Origin of the sequence: Kitasatospora paranensis (assembly GCF_039544005.1) — a bacterium.
Lineage (GTDB): Bacteria > Actinomycetota > Actinomycetes > Streptomycetales > Streptomycetaceae > Kitasatospora > Kitasatospora paranensis.
The window spans coordinates 4,757,514-4,776,426 of sequence record NZ_BAABKV010000001.1 but is presented as its reverse complement, the minus strand read 5'-3'; the positions used below and the strand labels follow the sequence as shown (position 1 = coordinate 4,776,426).

The following is an 18,913-nucleotide window of genomic DNA, read 5'->3' as shown; positions in this document are numbered from 1 at the left end:
TCGGCCCCGGTCACTGCCGGCGGGCCCGGGCGGCCTCGGCCGACGCGGCGGTCTGCAGCGCGGCCAGTGCCTGGTCGCCGCCGTCCTTGACCGCTCCGCCGATCTGCTTCTTGACCATGCCGCTGACCTTGTCCCAGGCCGGGTCGCCGTACGGGTAGAAGTTGGCGGTGGGCAGGGCGTTGAGGAACTCCGTCAGGTCGGCGTGCCGCCCGTTGGAGGTCATCTCCTGGCGGGTGTCCTGGGTGACCGGGAGCAGGTTGTACTGCTCGTCGAACTCGAGCTGGTTCTGCTCCTGGTACAGCAGGTTGAGGAACTTCTTGATCTCCGCGCGGTGGCCGTTGGCCTTGAACGCCATGATCCAGTCGGCGACGCCGAAGGTGGCGTCGCGGACGGAGGCGTCGCGGCGCGGGATGGCCGCCGTACCGTAGTCGACCTTCGCTGCGGCGGCCTTGCTGATCAGGCCGGGGTGGCCGTTGAGCATGGCGACCTTGCCGGCGGCGAAGTCGTTGAAGGCCGTCTTGCGGTCGGTGGCGGCCGGGTCCGCGTAGGTCAACCGGCGCTGTACGAGGTTGGTGCGCAGCCAGGCGAAGGTGGCCTGGTTCTGCGGGCTGTCGAAGGTGTAGTTGCCGGCGTTGTCGGCGAGGCCGCCGCCCCCGCCCATGGCCCAGATCATCGACTCGGCCTGGGCCTCCTCGGGCCCGAGCGGCAGCGCGTACGGGGTGACCCCGGGCACCTTGGCCTTGATCAGTTCGGCGTCGTGCCGCAGCTCGTCCCAGGTGGTGGGCGGGGCGGTGATGCCGGCCTTGGCGAACATGGTCTTGTTGTAGAAGAAGACCCGGGTGGAGGCGACGAACGGGATGCCGTACTGGCTGCCGAGCACCTGGCCGGCCCGGGCGAAGGCGTCGATCATGTTCGCCTGGGTGTCGATGGAGAGCACGTCCGTGGCGGGGTAGAGCCGGCCGGCAGCGACCTGGTCGGCGAAGCCGCCGGTCTGCACCAGGTCGGGGGTGTGGCCGGCCTTGATCAGGTCCGCGACGTGGCGGTCGATGTCCGTCCAGCTCTGCAGGTCGACGGAGACCTTGATGCCGGGGTTGGCCTGTTCGAAGCGCTGCGCCACGTCGGACCAGAAGTGCGCGGTGCTGTTCTCCTCGTTGTCGCCGTAGTCGGCGGCGACCAGCTTGAGGGTCACCGTGCCGTCGAGGCTGCCGAGGGCGCCGCAGCCGGTGAGGAGCAGGGCGGCGGCGGTCGCGGCGGCGAGGCCGGCGCGACAGGAGCCGCGCAGCGGGCGCGGCCGGGCAGGAGTGTTCAACGCGGGTACCGCCTTCGGGAGGGTGAGCGGCGGCCACCCTCCCAAGCCGGTGCACCAGTGGTCCAGACCTCTCGGGCCGGTAGTTACCGAAGTGTCAGATCACGTTGCATCAGGTGCAACCGGAATCGGGCGAATCGGGGCGGTTCGGCCAGGGTGTTCAGACCGTGATCACCTGGAGGCCCGCCTCCGTGAAGGCGCGCGTCACGTCCTCCCCGGCGCCGGCGTCGGTGACCAGGGTCTCGATGGCCTCCACCCCGCAGATCCGGGCGAAGGCGCGCTGGCCGAGCTTGGAGGAGTCGGCGGCGACCACCACCCGGCGGGCCCGGTCGGCGAGCAGCCGGTTCACCCCGGCCTCGCCCTCGTGGTGGGCAGTGGCCCCGTGCACCACGTCGAGGGCGTCCACGCCGAGCACCGTGACGTCGAGGGTCAGCTCGCCGAGCAACAGCCCGGCGAGCGGGCCGATCAGCTCGTAGGACTGCGGCCGGGCGACGCCACCGGTGACCACGATCTTGACCTGCGGGCGGACGGTCAGCTCGTTGGCGATGTTCAGCGCGTTGGTGACCACGGTGAGACCCTGGCCGGCGCCGCTCTCGGGGCGCTCGGTCAGGTCCGTCCGAACGGCGAGCGCCCGCGCGACCTCGGTGGTGGTGGTGCCGCCGTTCAGGCCGACCACCTCGCCGGGCGAGACCAGGCCGGCGACCGCGGCGGCGATCCGCTGCTTGGCGTCGGCGTGCCGCGCAGTCTTGTAGCGCAGCGGCAGGTCGTACGAGACGTGGTGCGCGACCGCCCCACCGCGGGTGCGGGTGACCATCTGCTGACGGGCCAGCTGGTCGAGGTCGCGCCGGATGGTGGCGGCCGAGACCTGCAGGGCCTCGGCGGCTTCCTCGACCTCCAGCCGGCCCTGCTCGGCGAGGAGTTCCAGCAGTGCGTTCCACCGCTCGTACCTGGACATGCTGTGCCGCCCCTCCCGCGCAGACGCCCGATCCGCTGCGCGCAGCTGCGCGAAGCCTGCACAGCTTTGCACACCGCGTGCACGGCGCGCGCGGTCGGGACAGCGCGCGCTGGCCCGTCCGGGCGAACGCTATTGCGTATTCATGCGCGAAAGAGCTATAAATCAATCATCTTCACGCAGTTCCGCGCCGTATGCCCCGAGGAGCCGCTCCATGTCACTGCCATCCCTCACCGCCGAGGAGCTGGCCACCCAGCCCGCCGACTGGCGCACCGCGGCCGCACTGGCCGCCGGGGCGCAGGCCGACCTGCCCCAGCGCGGCGAACGGGTGGCCGTGGTCGGGTGCGGCACCTCCTGGTTCATGGCGCAGGCCTACGCGTCGCTGCGCGAGAGCGGCGGCCACGGCGAGACGGACGCCTTCGCCGCGTCCGAGTTCCCCTACGCCCGCACGTACGACCGGGTGCTGGCGATCACCCGGTCGGGCACCACCACCGAGGTGCTGGAGCTGCTGCACCGGGTGAAGGCGCCCACCACGGCGCTCACCGCGGACGTGGCGCAGCCGGTCTCGGCGGCCGCCGACCGGGTGCTCGACCTCGCGTTCGCGGACGAGCGGTCGGTGGTGCAGACCCGCTTCGCGACGTCGGTGCTGGCGCTGCTCCGGTCCCACCTGGAGCTGGAGGGCGCGCTGCCGGCCGGGGTCCGGACGGTCGCCGCGGCGGCCGCGGACGCCGCGGGCGCGGTGGCCGAGGAGATCCCGGCGGAGCTGGTCGCCTGCGAGCAGTTCTCCTTCCTCGGCACCGGCTGGACGGTCGGCCTGGCCCAGGAGGCGGGGCTGAAGATGCGCGAGGCCTCGCTGTCCTGGACGGAGGCCTACCCGGCGATGGAGTACCGGCACGGGCCGATCAGCATCGCCGCGCCGGGCCGGGCGGTCTGGGTGTTCGGCGCACTGCCGGACGGCCTGGCGGAGCAGGTCGAGGCGGCCGGCGCGCTGCTGGTGTCCGGGTCCGGTCCGGCGGGCATCGATCCGCTGGCGGACCTCGTCCGGGCCCAGCGGCTCGCCCTGGCGATCGCCGCCGCCCGGGGCCTGGACCCGGACCGTCCGCGCAACCTGACCAGGTCCGTGGTGCTCGGCTGAACGCCCGGCCGGCGGGCACGCCCGCAGGAAGGAAGGTCGACCAGGATTCGCAAACCGGCCCAGCCCGGTCCGAACAGCGACAAACCTCACCTCCATGGACCAGACCAATCACGCAACTGGACTAGACCTCTTCGACCAGGTCAAGGGAGACTGTCCCCCGTGAAGCACGTCATCGCACTCGATGTGGGCGGCACCGGCATGAAGGCCGCGCTGCTCGCCCAGGACGGCTCCGTGCTGTTCGAGGCACGCCGACCGACCGGGCGGGAGCACGGCACGGACGCCGTGGTCGCCGCCATCCTCGACTTCGCCGCCGACCTGGCGGACGAGGGCCGCACCCGCCACGGGTGCGCCCCCTGCCGCGGGCGTCGCCGTCCCGGGGACGATCGACGAGAAGAACGGGATCGCGGTCTTCTCCGCCAACCTCGGCTGGCGGGACCTGCCCCTGCGCAAGCTGCTCGGCGAGCGGCTCGGCGGCCTGCCGGTCGCCCTCGGCCACGACGTCCGCTCCGGCGGGCTCGCCGAGGGACGGATCGGCGCCGGCCGCGGCGTCGACCGCTTCCTGTTCATCGCCCTCGGCACCGGCATCGCCGGCGCCATCGGGATCGGCGGACGGATCGAGGCGGGCGCGCACGGCTACGGCGGCGAGATCGGCCACGTGGTGGTCCGCCCCGGCGGACCGCTCTGCGGCTGCGGCGCCCACGGCTGCCTGGAGACCCTGGCCTCGGCCTCGGCGGTCTCCCGGGCCTGGGCGACGGCCACCGGCGACCCGGACGCGGACGCGGCGGCCTGCGCCGTCGCGGTCGAGAACGGCGACGGGCGGGCGGCGGAGATCTGGCAGAACGCGGTGGACGCCCTGGCGGACGGGATCGTGCTGGCGCAGAGCCTGCTCGACCCCTCCACGGTGATCGTCGGCGGCGGTCTCGCCGAGGCCGGTGACACCCTCTTCACACCCCTGCGCAAGGCGGTGAGCGAGCGGCTGACCTTCCAGATGCCGCCCGAGGTCGTCCCGGCCATGCTCAGAGACACCGCCGCGTCCCTGGGAGCGGGTCTGCTCGCCTGGGATCTGCTCTCCATGGAGGTGACCGCGTGACCGCGGACCGTACTGCACTGGCCGGAGCCAGACTCGTCCTGCCGGGCGGCGTCGTCGTCGAGAACGGCCGGATCGCCGTCGACGGCGGCCGGATCTCCGCCGTCTCGACCGGCGCCGACGTCGGACCGGACGACCTCGACCTGACCGGGCGCACCGTCGTCCCGGGCTTCGTCGACCTCCACGTGCACGGCGGCGGCGGCGCCTCGTACGCCTCCGGGGTGGCCGAGGAGGCACTGCTGGCCGCCCGTACCCACCTGGAGCACGGCACCACCACCACGGTCGCCTCCACCGTCACCGGTGAGATCGACGAGGTGTGCCGGCAGGCGGCCGTGCTGTCCGAACTCGTCGAGGACGGGGTGCTGGCCGGCGTCCACTTCGAGGGCCCGTTCATCTCCCCCGGGCGCTGCGGGGCGCACCGCCCGGACCTGCTGCGCGACCCCGACCCGGCGCTGGTGCGCAAGGTCGTCGACGCGGCCCGCGGCCACGCCCGGATGGTCACGCTCGCCCCCGAGCTGCCCGGCGGCCTGGAGTCGGTGCGGATGCTCGCCGACCTCGGCGTGATCGCGGCGGTCGGCCACACCGACTCCGACTACGGCAAGACGCTGGAGGCCATCGAGGCCGGCGCCACCGTCGCCACCCACCTGTTCAACGCGATGCCGGGCATCCAGCACCGCGACCCCGGCCCGATCGTCGCCCTGCTGGAGGACGAGCGGGTCACCGTCGAGCTCATCAACGACGGCGTCCACCTGCACCCCTCGGTGCTCGACCTGGCGTACGGCACGGCCGGCGCCGCACGGGTCGCGCTGATCACCGACGCGATGGGCGCGGCCGGCATGGGCGACGGCCTGTACCCGCTCGGGCCGCTCCAGGTCCGGGTCGAGAACGGCGTCGCCCGGCTCGTCGAGGGCGGCTCCATCGCGGGCTCCACCCTCACCCTCGACGTGGCGTTCCGGCGCTCCGTCACCGTCAACGGCCTGACCCTCGGGCAGGCCGTCGAGTCCCTGTCCGCCGTACCGGCCCGGCTCCTCGGGCTGGCGGACTCCATCGGGTCGCTGGAGGCCGGCAAGTACGCCGACCTCGTCGTCCTCGACTCCGACACGTACGACCTCGTCGCGGTGATGCGCCGCGGCGAATGGATCACCGGCGCCGACCGCCTCGTCAGGACCGTCTCGGTCTGACCCCGTCCCACCGGGGGTGAGTGGCGGTACTGCGTCCCGTCACTCACCTCCTGGGGACAGCCATGCCACTTGCCGCCACCGCCGACCTGCTCGCCGCCGCCGCGGCCGCCCGCCGCGGCCTGCCCGCCTTCAACGTGATCAGCCTGGAGCACGCCGAGGCGATCGCGGACGGCGCCGAACGGGTCGGCACCGCCGCCGTGCTGCAGATCAGTCAGAACGCCGTCCGCTACCACGGCGGCCGGCTGCTGCCGCTGGCCCGGGCCTGCGCCGAGGTCGCGGCCGCGGCCCGGGTGCCGCTCTCGCTCCACCTCGACCACGTCGAGGACCTCGACCTGCTGCACGCCGCACCGGGCGCCGGGTTCTCCTCCGCGATGTACGACGCCTCCCGGCTGCCGCACGACGACAACGTCAAGTCCACCGCCGAGGCGGCGGCCTGGGCGCACCGGCACGGGCTCCACCTGGAGGCCGAACTCGGCCGGGTGGGCGGCAAGGACGGCGAGCCGCCGCTCTCCCCGCACGCCCCCGGCGCCCGGACCGACCCGGCCGAGGCCGCCCGCTACGTCGCCGACACCGGTGTGGACGCGCTCGCCGTCGCGGTGGGCAGCTCGCACGCGATGACCACCCGCACCGCGGCCCTGGACCACGCCCTGATCGCCCGGCTGGCCGCCGCCTCGCCCGTTCCGCTGGTGCTGCACGGCAGTTCGGGCGTGCCCGACGAGGAGCTGGCGGCCGGCATCGCGGCCGGCCTGGTGAAGGTCAACATCGGGACGGCGCTGAACACCGCCTTCACGCCCGCCGTCCGCCGGCACCTGGCCGAGGACGAGCGGGTCACCGACCCGCGGCGCTACCTCGCCGCGGGCCGCGCCGCGATGGCCGAGGCGGTCGCCCGGCTCGCCGCGCTGGTCAGCTCTTCGGGTAGTCGCTGACCGACATGTCGGTCAGCGCGACCTGGTCGAGCAGGATGCCGCTGCTCCCGGCCGGGAGGGTCACCGTGAGGGTGTTGCTCCCGGCCTGCAGCTGCGGCCATATGTTGGTGCTGTACCAGGCCCGGTTCGGGTCGGTGTTGCCCTTGGAGTAGTTCTTGAAGGTCACGCCGCCCGGGTGGTCCTTGCCGTTGACGGTGACCTGCGCGGGCTGGTCGGTGGCGGTGTTGTTGAAGTGCAGCCAGAACTTGAACTGGCCGGCCGACGGCGCCACGACCGTCCAGGTGACGGTGGAGCCGCCCTGCAGCGCCAGGTAGCTGCCGTCGGCCGAGACGGCGCCCTTGACGGTGCTCGCCACCGGGGCGTTCTGGGCCTGGAGCTTGCCGGCGTCGGCGATCGGCTCGGTGTCCGCCGACGGGCTGGCCGCGGCGGACGGCGAGGCCGGGGCCGCGCTGCTGGGTGCGGCCGGTGCGCTGCTGCGGGCGCCCGCGCCGGTCTTGGCCTTGCCGCCCGGGTCACCGGTGGACAGGGCGATGCCGATGCCGATCGCGACGGCCGCGACCACCGCGACCGCGCCGATCACGGCGCCCTTGCCACGGCCGCCGCCCGGCCGCTCGTCGCCCGGCTGCGGCCGGGAACGCTCGGCGTAGCGGCTCTGCTGGGGCAGCGGCGCGGTCGGCAGGGTGCCGGCGCCGGACTGCTGCCGGCCGGGCTGCTGCTGCCCGTACGGCGCCTGGCCGTACGACTGCTGAGGGGCCCCGTAGGGCTGCTGCGCCTGGGCGGGCTGCTGCCCGTACTGGGCGCGGCCGACCTCCATCGGGCGGTTGTACGAGCTGCGCGGCTGGCTCGGCGCGGCAGAGCCGTCGGCCGGCCGGTACAGATAGCCGAACGGGTCGTCGTCTCCCGCGCCCTCGGGCGCGCCGTTGCTGCCGTCCGTGGTCACGGTGCTCACTCCCCGGGCAGATGATGGACGCTCGTACCGGGGGAACCCTACCTAACCTCGGCGGCCGCGGGGCACGCCGGTGCGGCCGGGACTACCCGGCACGGCGGTGGGACCGCTCCCCGCGCGTACCGCGCACCGAACCTCCACGGGCCCGCTTCTCGTCGTACATCCGCTCGTCGGCCGCGTGCAGGACCTCCTCGATGGACATCCCGCAGCCGGCCCATCCGATGCCGAGGCTCACCCCGACCCGCATCCCCCGGTTGTCGATCCGCATCGGCGGGATGATCGCGTTGCGCAGCCGCCCCGCGAGGTCCTTGGCCTCCTGCCGTCCGATGCCGTCGGCCAGCACCACGAACTCGTCGCCGCCGAGCCGGGCGACGGTGTCGCCCTCCCGGACGGCCTGCTGGAGCCGGCGGGCCACCTCGATGAGCACCGCGTCACCGGCGTTGTGGCCGAACCGGTCGTTGATCGACTTGAAGCCGTCCAGATCGCAGAAGAGCACCGCCAGGCCCTTGTCGGCGATCGGCGGCGTCCGGTGCCCCGGGCTCCACGGTTCGGCGTCCTCCGGGGGCTCCACGGGCACCACGGCGTGCACGTGGGCCGGACGGAGGTCGCCGTGGCCCAGCGGGCCGCCGGCGAACGCCGCCACGTCCCGCTCCAGCGCCGCCTCGGCGGAGCCGTAGGCATGCATCGGGGAGGACGACGCGGCACCCTCGAAGGCGGCGTGCGCGCCGAGCGGGAGCCCGGAGGCCGCGAAGGCGGAGCCGTACCCGGCGGCGGCGCCGTGGCCCTGCGGCAGGGCGCAGAGCCGGCGGCCGAGGCGGGTGCGCAGCTCCGCGCCGTTGGGCAGGCCGGTCAGTGCGTCGTGGCTGGCCCGGTGGGCGAGCTGGAGCTCGTGGCGCTTGCGGTCCTCGATGTCCTCGACGTGGGTGAGCAGGAAGCTCGGGCCCTCGGCGGCGTCCGCGACGACCGAGTTGCGCAGGCAGACCCACTGGTAGCCGCCGTCCCGGCGGGAGAGCCGGAGCTCGGCCCGGCCGCCCTCGGCGCTAGTGCGCTGCAGCAGTGCGAGGTCCTCCGGGTGGACGAGGTCGGCGAAGCTCTGCTGGCGCAGCGTCGCCCGCGGGCGGCCGAGCAGCCGGCAGAGGGCGTCGTTGACCCGGGTCAGCTGGCCGCGCCCGGCGCCGTGCAGTTCGGTGATGGCCATCCCGCTGGGCGCGTACTCGAAGGCCTGGCGGAAGCTCTCCTCGCTGGCCCGCAGGGCCTGCTGCTCCTTCTCCAGCCGGGCCAGCGCACGCTGCATCTCGGCCCGCAGCCGGGCGTTGCCTATCGCGATGGAGGCCTGCAGGGAGAACATCTCCAGGGCCTCCCGCGTCCAGGCGCCCGGCCGCTTGCCGCTGCGCGGGCGGTCCACCGAGAGCACCCCGAGCAGGTCGCCGCCGGCGCTGTACATCGGGGCGAACAGGAAGTCGCGGGGATGCCAGTCGTTGGCGTAGATCGGCAGCGGGCCGTCGCCCGTCCAGGTCGGCACGTCGGTGCCGACCGCCCAGCCCCGGTCGTACGGCAGGAAGCGCAGGGTGCCCCAGTGGTCGCTGACGCTGAGCATCCGGTCCCAGGACTCGCGCGGGCCGACCTGGCCGAGCAGCACGGCGGGGCCGCCCACCCCGCTCTCCTCGACCTCCCAGACGGCGGCCACCACCAGATCGCCGTCCGGTCGCACCAGGCTCACCGCGGCGGCGTCGAACCCGAGCCCGTGCACCGCGCCCTCGACCACGGCCTGCAGGGTGCCGGCCAGGCTGCGGGCAGCGTTGAGGTCCGCCACGACCCGGTGCAAGGTGCGGAGGGTCGCGAGGCGGACGTAGGGCTCCGACTCGGCTTCCATGCGGGGGCTCCCCGGCTGCTTCGGATTGGCGGTGATGGTTATCGTCCGATTGCCAGAAGAAACTGAATCACAGCGAGCACAGCGATAGGCACGCTCGGTCAGCAATACGTCGTCACTTGTGACTTAAATCACACAACATGGGCGTGCCCATACCCAGTTCAGGGAGCGGAAACCCGGACATTCCCCGATATCACCCCCTCCCCCGGGAATCTGACGACCCGTCGGCCGGCCTCCGCGCCGACCGCCGTCCCCGGCCCGTGAGACCCCGCCGTTCCCGCCGGGAGTGAACGGCCGGCGTACTCCGCGCCAACCCGCGGGTCCGCGGTCCTACGACCAGGGCCCGATGCCGCCACGGCCGTCGGCGGGCTACCGTGCGGTACGTGTACAGCTCCCCTCAGCCCTCCCGAGCCCCCGCCGCGAGCCCCGACGAGTTCCGGGCCGCCCTCTCCCAGCTGGCCGCCGGGGTGGCCCTGGTCACCGCCCACGACCCCGAGGACGGCGACGACGTGGGGATGACGGCGACCTCGTTCCTGTCGGTGTCGCTCGACCCGCCGCTGGTGCTGGTGTCGGTGCGCGAGGACTCCCGGATGGACGACGTGCTCGCCCGGGCCGGCACCTGGGCGGTCTCCCTGCTCGGCGAGGAGCACCGCACGCTGGCCTCGCGGTTCGCGATGAAGGGCCGGCTCAGCGACCGGCTGCTGTTCGCCGACACCCCCACCGGCGCGGCGAGCACTCCGGATCCCCCTGGTCGAGGGCGCGCTGGCGACCGTGGAGTGCCGCACCGAACAGCGCGTCACGGCGGGCGACCACGTCCTGGTGGTCGGGCGGGTGCTGCACGCGGCCGTGCCCGGGCCGGCCGGGCGGCCGCTGCTCTACTTCCGCGGAGACTACCGCCGGCTGGGCTGACCGGGCGTCACTCGGTGCCGCGGACCCGGTTGCGGCCCTGCTTCAGCTCCGCACGGTGCCGCTTGTTCGTCAGCCGCCGCTCGATCATCCCGCGGCTCGGCTTGGTGGCCCGGCGGGCCTTCGGCGGCGGCGCCGTCGCCTCGCCGAGCAGCGAGGCCAGCCGCGCCGCGGCCACCTCGCGGTTGCGCCACTGCGAACGGTGCTCGGACGCCCGGACGACCAGCACCCGGCCGTCCACCAGCCGGTTCGCGAGCCGCTCCAGGGCGCGCTCCTTCCACACCGGCGGCAGCGCGGCCGAGGCCGCCAGGTCGTAGCGGAGCTCGACCTGGGTGTCGGAAGTGTTGACGTGCTGGCCGCCGGGGCCGGAGGAACGCGAGAAGCGCCAGACGAGCTCGGCGTCGGGGACGACCACCGACCCCCGTACGCGGATGGGCTCGGACATGCCCCCATCATCCCGCGCCCGGGGGCTCCGGTCACCCGGTTATGCACCGCGGACGGCCCGCCCGGCACCGGACGGCCGGGCTGGGACAATGGCCGGGTGATCGAGCTCGGCTACTCCCTCTCCAACCGCTTCCCCGACCCCCGCAGACGGACTACCGCAGCGCCGGGGTGCGCAGCCTGCGGTACGACCTGTTCTGCGGCGACGTCTATCTGGAGGCCGACGGACGCGACCTGTCCACCGACTGGGGATGGGTCCCGGTGCTGGACTTCGCGTGGGCGCTGTGCGACATCGTGGAGCAGCTCGACCGCGATCCGCAGGGCAGCCGGGCCTCCGCCGTGCAGAGCGCCGACCTCGACTTCACCCAGAACACCGAGCTGCTGCGGTTCGCCCGCCGCTTCGGCTGGGTGGAGATCGGCGCGACCTGGCTGCGCGACACCGAGCCGGCCGTCGTCCGCCACGCCGAGCTGCGGCGCGAGGCGCGCGACTTCCTCCAGGACGTGCTGGCGGACCTGACCGACCTGCACGACGGCCTGGCCGACAACCCGGACATCTGGGCCGTGCAGGCCCGTTTCCCGCGGATCTGACGGGTCGGCACCCGCCGCGCCGCGACGGTTCGTGCGAGAAACACGGCCCGCCCTGGAACCATGGCCCCCGCAACCCGCGTTCTTCCGAACAAAAGCGACCGAAGGGACACACACACCATGCCCGTGAGCCTCTCCAAGGGTGGCAACGTCTCGCTGACCAAGGAGGCCCCGGCCTGACGGCCGTCACCGTGGGCCTCGGATGGGACGTCCGCACCACCACCGGCGCGGAGTTCGACCTCGACGCCAGCGCGATCGTGCTGAACAACGACGGCAAGGTGTACTCCGACCGTCACTTCGTCTTCTTCAACAACACCAGCACCCCGGACAGCTCCGTCGTGCACACCGGCGACAACCGCACGGGCGAGGGCTCCGGCGACGACGAGCAGATCAACGTCAACCTGGCCGCGCTGCCGGCCGACGTCACCCGGATCACCTTCCCGGTCTCGATCTACGACGCGGTCACCCGGGGCCAGTCCTTCGGCCAGGTCCGCAACGCGTACATCCGCGTGCTGAACGCCGCGGGCGGCGCCGAGATCGCCCGCTACGACCTCTCCGAGGACGCCGCGACCGAGACCGCCATGATCTTCGGCGAGCTGTACCGCAGCGGCGCCGAGTGGAAGTTCCGCGCCATCGGCCAGGGCTACGCCTCCGGCCTGGTGGGCATCGCCCAGGACTTCGGCGTCAACGTCTGACGCACCCCTCCGGCGCCGACGGCGCCGGCAGCACCACGAACGATGCCCGGGGCAGGCCGCCCCGGGCATCGTTCGTTGCGGGTGCAGGCGCCCCCGAGCCGAAGGGCGCGCCGGTGTCGAAAGCGAGGAGCGACAAGCGACCGACGAAGGAGGGAGTGCCGGAGCGACGACCGTCGGCGCCGGGCCAGAGCGCCCGGAGGCGAACGGGCGAGATCACGACCGCTGTGCGCGGAGCTCCAGCAGTTGCAGCATCTCGGTGTCGTCGTGCGGCGTGAGGTCGACCACCTCGGGGCGGCTGTGCTCGGCCTCGGTCTCCACGGGGGCCGGGCCGGCTCCGCCGCGGGGCGGGACAGCTGGGCGGAGTAGCGCTCGCTCTCGGCTAGGGCCTCGTCGCCGACCACATCGGCCAGGTCGCCCACCGAGGGCGCCGGCACGGCGGCCCGCAGGGCCGCGGCGGTGGCCGGGCGGCCGAAGAAGCTGAACCCCGGGCCGCGGCCCGCAGGGCGCTGCCGGCCGGCCGGCAGGGTGGCCCGCGCAGCGAGCTCGGCCCGCGGCGGGCGCGCCACCGCGGCCTCCGGCTTCACGGGTTCCTGCTGCGGCCGGGCCACCGGCACCGGCTGGGGCATCCGGGGACGCAGTTCCACCTCCGCCTGCACCTGGCCGGCCCGGCGGGACTCGTCGGCCCGGGCCACGGCCTCGCGGGCCTCCTCGGCCCGGGCCGCGTCGCGCTCCAGGGTGCGCAGCGCGGCGCCGGCCCGCACGTAGGCGGCCGGGCTGGCGGGGTAGCGGGGGCGGGCCGCCTCGGCGGCGCGCTTGGTCGTCTCGGCCTCGCGCAGGGCCTGCTCGGCGACGAGCACGGCGCGCTCGCGCAGCAGCCGGGCGATCTCGGTCTCCGCCTTGGCGAGCCGGGACTTCTCCGCGGTCAGCCGCCGGCCGAAGCGGGTGGCCCGCTCCTCGGCGACCTCGGCCGCGTACTCGGCCTCGGCGAGCTGTTCCTCGAACCGTTCCTCGGCGCGCAGTCGCCGGGTGGCGGCGAGCTGGAGTGCGGCGCGGGCGGCGCGGTCGCGCTGGCGCAGCAGCAGGCCGAGGCCGACGGCCGCGACCACGGCGGCGACGCCGACCGACCGGGCCACCATCACGTCGGGCGTGGCGACCAGGGCGGCCACCGCGGCGAGCACCAGCACACCGGTCGCGACGGAGGGCAGGGACCGGCCGAGGACGGAGGAATGACGGTGGCGTCCACGAGACATGCCAAGAAACTAGCGTGCGAATTGGGGCCCTGTCAGCCTCGACACCCATTCGGCTCTTGACAGTCCGTCGGAACTACGGGGCGCGCCTTTCCGGGCACCCCCGTGACGGTGGAACGGGGGTGGCGGGAGAGGGGTGCCGGGGCGTCAGCGCGGCGAGGGGGCTGCCGGGTGAGTGGGGCCCTCGTGGTCCTCGGGCAGCTTGCAGATGTGCTGCAGCCAGAGGGCGGCGGCCATCACGGCCGCCCCGGCCAGCACCGCGAGGCCGGCCGTGATGGCCTGTGACTGGCGTGCGGCGATGTCGAGTTGGCCGAGCAGGAAGACGCCCGTCCCGGCGTAGATGCCGGTGACGACCGCCGAGACCAGCGCACTGGCCTGGGCGAGCACCACCGCGCGGGCCGCGTGCAGCGGGTCGACGCCCTTCGCCCCGGGCTGGCGCTCCCGGACGGCCTTCAGCCGTGAACGCAGCGAGATCGCGGTGGCCAGCAGCACCACGGCGATCGCCGCGAGCACCACGGGCGCCGCGGCGGGCACCCCGGGGAGACTCCCCATGGAGCCCCACAGTTTGGCACCGGCCCAGGAGAGCACACCCGCCACCACGGTGATCCCGAGCAGCAGGCGGAGACGGATCGGCTTCACGCGGAGGTTGTCCTTCCCGACGGACGCGACGGAGGGTGTGCCCCTGACGGACCGTCGCGATGCGGCGGTGCCAGGCCACCGTACCGGCCCGGCCTCACCCGCCACCTGTACGGACGGCCCGCAACGAGGGAAGTTCCCCGCCGCCGACCAGGGACGGAGCGGCGCCGGGGCGGGTCGGGCGGTCTTACTCGGGCAGCCGCAGCCGGAGGTCGTCGCGGCGGCGGACGCCCTGCGCCTCCTCGCCGCCGAGCCCCTTGAGGAGTTCGGCGGCCGGGCCGTGGCCGGCCACCTCGGCCTGCGGGTCGGCGTCCAGCCAGGGGGCGAGGACGAAGGCCCGCTCGTGGGCACGGGGGTGCGGCAGCAGCAGCTTCGGGTCGTCGCTGACGACGCCCTCCACGGCGAGGATGTCGACGTCGAGCGTGCGCGGGCCCCAGCGGACCTCGCGGACCCGGCCGAAGGCGTCCTCGACGGCGTTGCCGCGCTCCAGCAGGGACAGCGGCGGCAGGGTGGTGCGCAGCACCACGACCGCGTTGAAGTAGGAGGGCTGGTCGGCGGGGCCGCCGACGGCGTCCGTCTCGTACACGCCGGAGACGGCGGTGATCCGGACCCCGGGGGTGTCCCCCAGCGCGTCCACGGCGCCCTGGAGGGTCTCCAGGCGGTTGCCGAGGTTGCTGCCGAGGGCGACGGCGGCGTGCCGGACGGTCTGCAGGGTGGAGTCGGCACTGTCCACCCGGCGCTCCAGGTCGAACGTGGTCGGCGTGGCGGTCGGGTCGCTCGTGCTCATCTCAGGATCCCTCTACGGCTCGGGGGCGAGGTGCGGGCGCGTCACGCGCGGCCCCGGTGGATGGTGACGGTGACGTCGTCGAACGGGACGGTGATCGGGGCGTCCGGCTTGTGGACGGTCACCTCGACCTCCTCCACGGCCTCGTGGGTGAGGCACCGGTCGGCGATCCGCTGGGCGAGCGTCTCGATCAGGTCGACCGGGTCGCCGGCGATGACCGCGGTGACCTCCTCGGCGATGACGCCGTAGTGCGCGGTGCGGGTGAGGTCGTCCCCGGCGGCGGCCGGGCGGGTGTCCAGGTACAGCACGAGGTCGACCACGAAGGTCTGGCCCTCGACGCGCTCCCGCTCGAAGACGCCGTGGTGCCCGCGGGCACGCAGGCCCCGCAGAGTGACGCGGTCCAGCAAACGAATCACTGCTCCCAGAGGACGACGGCCCCGGCCAAGGACAGGGCGAAGGCGGGCACCGTCGCCCGCCACCCGTCGAATCTACCCCCGGGCGGCGACAACCCCGGAGCGCTTACCCGGCACGACGCGCGGTCACACGTGCCGGTTCGGCACTTGACGTGACCCTGGGGCGGCGTTTCGGCGCCGGCCCGGCCGCGGGGTCACTCCTCGTCGTCGTCCTCGTCGTCGCCGCTGGTCAGGACGGGTGAGCCGTGGTGGGACCAGAGCCGCCAGCCGTCGGGGGTGCGCCGGAAGAGGTTGCTGGAGACGACCTTGCCGCCCACCAGCGGGCCCAGCTCGCCCTCCTCCTCGGCCTCTCCGCCGGACAGGATGTTCTCGGTGCAGGTGACAAGGGCCACATCGCCCTGCACCTCGCACTCGACGTCGGTCAGGAAGAACTGGATGTACTCCGTGTTCATCATGATCAGCATGTACGACCGGGTGACCTGGGCGCGGCCGCGGAGCACCGGCCAGCCGGGGTGGACGCAGACCACGCCACCCTTGTCGTCGGCGTCGCCCGCGCCCAGCCAGATCTGTTCGACGGCCTCCAGGTCGCCGTTCTCGAGCGCCTCGTAGAGCGCCTGGTTCGCCGCCAGGACGGCCTCCCGGTCGACCTCCAGGGCCGCCTCGCCGCTCACCGCGCCACCTCCGGTCGGACCGCCCGCCTCGCCGTCGTGCCCCACGGTGCCTCCTGCCGGGCTGCTGCCACGCCTACCCCTTCGGGCGGCCTGCTGCCAGGCCGCGACCACTCGTACGGCGTCGGCCGTGCCGGCCACGTCGTGCACCCGGACGGCCCAGGCGCCGGCCCGGGCCGAGAGCGCGGAGACCGCCGCCGTGGCGTCGTCGCGCTGCCTGGCCGGGCGCAGCTCCCCGGTTTCCGGGTTGGCGAGCAGCGTACCCAGGAAGCGCTTGCGCGAAGCCGCGACGAGCACGGGGCGCCCGAGTGAGGTGAGCGCGTCGAGCCGGCCGAGCAGGGCCCAGTTGTGCTCGGCGGTCTTGGCGAAGCCGAGCCCGGGGTCGAGCACGAGCTGCTCCTCCTTGACGCCGGCAGCCAGCAGGACGGCCATCCGGGCGGTGAGTTCGGCGGTGACGTCGGCCACCACGTCGTCGTAGACGGCGAGCGCGTCCATGTCGGCGGACTGGCCGCGCCAGTGCATCACCACGAAGGGTGCGCCGGTGTCGGCGACCACGGCGGCCATCCCCGGGTCGGCGAGGCCGCCGGAGACATCGTTGACCAGGCGCGCGCCGGCCGCGACCGCCTCGGCGGCGACCCTGGCCCGCATGGTGTCGACGGAGACCACGGCGCCCGCCGCGGCGAGCGCCTCGACGACCGGCACCACCCGGCGCAGCTCCTCCTGCTCGGTGACCCGCTGCGCGCCCGGCCGGGTGGACTCGCCGCCGACGTCGATCAGGTCGGCACCCTGCGCGACGAGCCGCAGGCCGTGCGCCACCGCGGCGTCCGGATCGAGCCACAGGCCCCCGTCGGAGAAGGAGTCGGGGGTGACGTTGACGACGCCCATCACGGCGCAGCGGTCGAGGTGGGGCAGGCCGGGCAGCGGGATGTTCATACCGTCATTATCGAGCCACCCGGGGGCGCGGACGGGCGGCCGGTACGGCGACGGCGGGCCGCCGGAGGAGTCCGGGGCCCGCCGTCGCCGTCGGCTGCGGGGTGCGGCTCAGGCCGCCTCGGTGACCGTGCTCAGCGTGGCCTTGCCGTCGCCGGGCAGCGCGCCCGGACGGGGCCGGCGGCGGCCGAACTGGGGCAGGCCGAGGGTGATGAAGGCCTCCGCCTGCATCGCCGCGAAGCCGATCCGCGGGAGGTCCCGGGTCTGCTTGTAGACCAGGAAGCGGGGCTCCCAGTCGGGCTGGAACTTGGCGTTGAACTTGTACAGCGACTCGATCTGGAACCAGCGGGAGAGGAACACCAGCAGTCCGCGCCAGACGCGCAGCACCGGGCCCGCGCCGATCCGCTCGCCGCGGGCCAGGGCGGAGCGGAACATCGCGAAGTTCAGCGAGACCCGGCGCACGCCGAGCGCCGGCACCTCCTGGAGGGCGGCGACGATCAGCAGCTCGTTGAGGCCGGGGTCGGCCTCGCGGTCGCGGCGCATCAGTTCCAGCGAGATGCCGTCCGGCCCCCACGGGACGAAGTGCAGCACGGCCTTGAGGTCGCTGCCGGCCGGCTCGCCCTCCTCGGGCGCCTTGTGGGCGGTGACCACCACGCAGTCGTCGTCGCCGACGTCGCCGAACCGGCCGAGGGCCATCGAGAACCCGCGCTCGGTGTCGGTGCCGCGCCAGCGGGCGGCGGCGTCGGCGATCTGCCGCTTCTCCTCCAGGGTGAGCTCGCCGACCCGGCGGACCTTGCAGGAGTACCCGTTGCGCTCGATCCGCTTGACCATCTGGCGGACGTTGCGCATGGCCCGGCCGGCCAGCGAGAAGGTGGCGGTGTCGACGATGGCCTCGTCGCCGAGCTCCAGCGCGTCCAGGCCCGCCTCGCGGGTCCAGACCTCGCCGCCGACCTCGCTGCAGCCCATCACGGCCGGCACCCAGGCGTGCTCGCGGGCCTCCGCCATGAAGACCTTGATCGCGCCGGGCCAGGCCTCGACGTCGCCGACCGGGTCACCGGAGGCGAGCATCACGCCGGACACCACGCGGTAGGAGATCGCGGCCTTGCCGGACGGCGAGAACAGCACGCTCTTGTCGCGGCGCAGCGCGAAGTAGCCGAGCGAGTCGCGCTCCCCGTGCCGGGCGAGCAGCTCGCGCACCCGGACCTCGTCCTCCGCGGTGAGCACCGGCTCCGGCTTCTCCGGCCGCAGGGCCAGGTAGCCGGTGGTGAAGGCGGTCAGCAGGCCGAGCGCGCCGAGCGAGTACGCGACGAGGTCGGTGATCCGCTCGCTGCCGTAGCTGATCGGCCCGTCGAAGCCGAAGAGGCCGTAGACCGTCTCCTGCAGGCGCTGGACGAGCGTGGGGTTGCCGAGCTCCGACTTCGGGTGGACGCTCACGATCAGCAGGCCGAGCAGCACGCTGAAGGCGCCCATCACGACCAGGTTGGCGGCCGCGCGCCAGCGGGTGCGCGGGTCGGCCTTGGCGTAGAACTCCCGGCGGTGGATCAGGATCACCACGAACAGCGCCAGCGAGACCGCGCCCGGGCCGGGCTGGTGCCAGCGCAGCATGTGCAGGGCGGCGCCGACGGGCAGCAGCACGCACACGGCCCGCCAGGCCCGGCGCTTGCGGCGGCGCAGCGCGTGCGCCAGCAGCACCAGCAGGACGCCGACCATCAGGGTGCCGACCGCCGCGAGGGTGGTGGTCGCCCCGGGGAGCTGCCCGGCGACGGTGTGCATCCTGGTGCGGCGAAGCTTCGGGAAGACGGCGCTGCAGATGTCCAGCAGGCCGATCAGGAGGCAGGCGTAGCCCACCAGCCCGGGCAGCCAGGCACGGGGGACGGCCGCCGCCTGGTTGCGCAGCGTCTGCAGCCCGCGGCGGCGGGCTGCTCGGTCGACGGCTCAACGGACACGGGAACGCTCATGGAAACTCAGCGTACGGGCAGATCCGGCGCGTCCTGTCACTCCGAAGTAGGAGTTGTGATGAACCTTCATGACTATTCCTTGATCGGGCAATCCGCAGGTCAAGAAGGACTCGCCGGCGGGCAGGCCGGCGTGCCTCCGGGGCCGTGGGAGGCCGGGGGACGGGTGGCTGGTGCCGCGGGGCGGCGGTGGGGCGGCAGATGCTCGGGCACGGATCGCGCCGTCGCGGCAGGACGGTGGCAGGCGCAT

General features: G+C 74.1%; 14 protein-coding genes and 5 pseudogenes. 7 read left to right on the top strand and 12 right to left on the bottom strand.

Features of this window, described 5'->3' with window-relative positions:
- Positions 1-10: 10 nt before the first annotated feature.
- Together ABEB13_RS23060 and ABEB13_RS23055 are read right to left on the bottom strand one after the other, a co-directional pair.
- Entirely contained in the window at positions 11-1,309 is a 1,299-nt protein-coding gene (locus ABEB13_RS23060; RefSeq protein ID WP_345707017.1) for an extracellular solute-binding protein, read from the bottom strand.
- Between the two features lie 157 nt (positions 1,310-1,466).
- On the bottom strand, positions 1,467-2,261 hold the full coding sequence (locus tag ABEB13_RS23055) for a DeoR/GlpR family DNA-binding transcription regulator (protein WP_100888973.1): 795 nt from the start codon (positions 2,259-2,261) through the stop codon (positions 1,467-1,469).
- A gap of 211 nt (positions 2,262-2,472) precedes the next feature.
- On the opposite strand from ABEB13_RS23055, the gene ABEB13_RS23050 reads away from it, so the two are divergent.
- The 4 genes and pseudogenes from ABEB13_RS23050 to ABEB13_RS23035 all read left to right on the top strand — a co-directional run bounded on the left by ABEB13_RS23050 (position 2,473) and on the right by ABEB13_RS23035 (position 6,587).
- Positions 2,473-3,393, top strand: a complete 921-nt coding sequence (locus ABEB13_RS23050) for an SIS domain-containing protein (protein WP_345707016.1) — start codon at positions 2,473-2,475, stop codon at positions 3,391-3,393.
- 198 nt (positions 3,394-3,591) lie between these two features.
- Positions 3,592-4,483: pseudogene (locus tag ABEB13_RS23045) on the top strand (ROK family protein).
- The gene (gene nagA, locus ABEB13_RS23040) at positions 4,480-5,661 is read left to right on the top strand and encodes an N-acetylglucosamine-6-phosphate deacetylase (RefSeq protein WP_345707015.1); all 1,182 of its coding nucleotides are present in this window, start codon (positions 4,480-4,482) and stop codon (positions 5,659-5,661) included. The pseudogene ABEB13_RS23045 and the gene nagA overlap by 4 nt, the downstream one beginning before the upstream one ends.
- Positions 5,662-5,723: 62 nt before the next feature.
- Positions 5,724-6,587, top strand: coding sequence for a class II fructose-bisphosphate aldolase (locus tag ABEB13_RS23035; protein ID WP_345707014.1), 864 nt, complete (start codon positions 5,724-5,726; stop codon positions 6,585-6,587).
- On the opposite strand, the gene ABEB13_RS23030 is transcribed toward ABEB13_RS23035, so the two are convergent.
- Both ABEB13_RS23030 and ABEB13_RS23025 read right to left on the bottom strand, forming a co-directional pair.
- Positions 6,565-7,527: a carbohydrate-binding protein gene (locus ABEB13_RS23030; protein WP_345707013.1), complete on the bottom strand. Its 963-nt coding sequence runs from the start codon at positions 7,525-7,527 to the stop codon at positions 6,565-6,567. The two genes, ABEB13_RS23035 and ABEB13_RS23030, sit on opposite strands and share 23 nt — an antisense overlap.
- Before the next feature lie 91 nt (positions 7,528-7,618).
- The gene (locus tag ABEB13_RS23025; RefSeq protein ID WP_345707012.1) at positions 7,619-9,406 is read right to left on the bottom strand and encodes a GGDEF domain-containing protein; all 1,788 of its coding nucleotides are present in this window, start codon (positions 9,404-9,406) and stop codon (positions 7,619-7,621) included.
- Positions 9,407-9,786: 380 nt separating this feature from the next.
- Here ABEB13_RS23025 and ABEB13_RS23020 point away from each other — a divergent pair.
- A pseudogene (locus ABEB13_RS23020) lies at positions 9,787-10,312 on the top strand (flavin reductase family protein).
- A gap of 7 nt (positions 10,313-10,319) precedes the next feature.
- Here the strand turns inward: ABEB13_RS23020 and arfB are convergent.
- Entirely contained in the window at positions 10,320-10,754 is a 435-nt protein-coding gene (arfB, locus tag ABEB13_RS23015) for an alternative ribosome rescue aminoacyl-tRNA hydrolase ArfB (RefSeq protein WP_100888981.1), read from the bottom strand.
- A gap of 96 nt (positions 10,755-10,850) precedes the next feature.
- On the opposite strand from arfB, the pseudogene ABEB13_RS23010 reads away from it, so the two are divergent.
- Positions 10,851-11,338 (top strand): annotated as a pseudogene (locus ABEB13_RS23010) (hypothetical protein).
- A 117-nt stretch (positions 11,339-11,455) separates the two neighbouring features.
- A pseudogene (locus ABEB13_RS23005) lies at positions 11,456-12,030 on the top strand (TerD family protein).
- Here ABEB13_RS23005 and ABEB13_RS23000 read toward each other — a convergent pair.
- The 7 genes and pseudogenes from ABEB13_RS23000 to ABEB13_RS22970 form a co-directional block, all read right to left on the bottom strand.
- Positions 11,979-13,280, bottom strand: a complete 1,302-nt coding sequence (locus tag ABEB13_RS23000) for a hypothetical protein (protein ID WP_345707011.1) — start codon at positions 13,278-13,280, stop codon at positions 11,979-11,981. The pseudogene ABEB13_RS23005 and the gene ABEB13_RS23000 sit on opposite strands and share 52 nt — an antisense overlap.
- 144 nt (positions 13,281-13,424) lie before the next feature.
- The gene (locus ABEB13_RS22995; protein WP_345707010.1) at positions 13,425-13,916 is read right to left on the bottom strand and encodes a DUF3180 domain-containing protein; all 492 of its coding nucleotides are present in this window, start codon (positions 13,914-13,916) and stop codon (positions 13,425-13,427) included.
- A gap of 184 nt (positions 13,917-14,100) precedes the next feature.
- Positions 14,101-14,700 (bottom strand): 2-amino-4-hydroxy-6-hydroxymethyldihydropteridine diphosphokinase, encoded by a 600-nt coding sequence (gene folK, locus ABEB13_RS22990; RefSeq protein ID WP_345707009.1) that lies wholly within the window; start codon positions 14,698-14,700, stop codon positions 14,101-14,103.
- 41 nt (positions 14,701-14,741) lie between these two features.
- On the bottom strand, positions 14,742-15,101 hold the full coding sequence (folB, locus tag ABEB13_RS22985; protein WP_100892688.1) for a dihydroneopterin aldolase: 360 nt from the start codon (positions 15,099-15,101) through the stop codon (positions 14,742-14,744).
- 203 nt (positions 15,102-15,304) lie between these two features.
- Positions 15,305-15,781, bottom strand: a complete 477-nt coding sequence (locus ABEB13_RS22980; RefSeq protein WP_198524306.1) for a nuclear transport factor 2 family protein — start codon at positions 15,779-15,781, stop codon at positions 15,305-15,307.
- Positions 15,782-15,868: 87 nt separating this feature from the next.
- Positions 15,869-16,711 (bottom strand): annotated as a pseudogene (gene folP, locus ABEB13_RS22975) (dihydropteroate synthase); the annotation flags it as partial.
- Positions 16,712-16,819: 108 nt separating this feature from the next.
- Positions 16,820-18,613, bottom strand: a complete 1,794-nt coding sequence (locus tag ABEB13_RS22970) for a phosphatidylglycerol lysyltransferase domain-containing protein (protein ID WP_345709784.1) — start codon at positions 18,611-18,613, stop codon at positions 16,820-16,822.
- Positions 18,614-18,913: the final 300 nt, after the last annotated feature.

Excerpts from the sequence above, each read along its gene's own strand:
- ABEB13_RS23055 (WP_100888973.1), bottom strand. The coding sequence starts at position 2,261 with ATGTCCAGGTACGAGCGGTGGAACGCACTGCTGGAACTCCTCGCCGAG.
- ABEB13_RS23050 (WP_345707016.1), top strand. The coding sequence starts at position 2,473 with ATGTCACTGCCATCCCTCACCGCCGAGGAGCTGGCCACCCAGCCCGCC.
- ABEB13_RS23035 (WP_345707014.1), top strand. The coding sequence starts at position 5,724 with ATGCCACTTGCCGCCACCGCCGACCTGCTCGCCGCCGCCGCGGCCGCC.
- ABEB13_RS23025 (WP_345707012.1), bottom strand. The coding sequence starts at position 9,406 with ATGGAAGCCGAGTCGGAGCCCTACGTCCGCCTCGCGACCCTCCGCACC.
- arfB (WP_100888981.1), bottom strand. The coding sequence starts at position 10,754 with ATGTCCGAGCCCATCCGCGTACGGGGGTCGGTGGTCGTCCCCGACGCC.
- ABEB13_RS23000 (WP_345707011.1), bottom strand. The coding sequence starts at position 13,280 with ATGTCTCGTGGACGCCACCGTCATTCCTCCGTCCTCGGCCGGTCCCTG.
- folK (WP_345707009.1), bottom strand. The coding sequence starts at position 14,700 with ATGAGCACGAGCGACCCGACCGCCACGCCGACCACGTTCGACCTGGAG.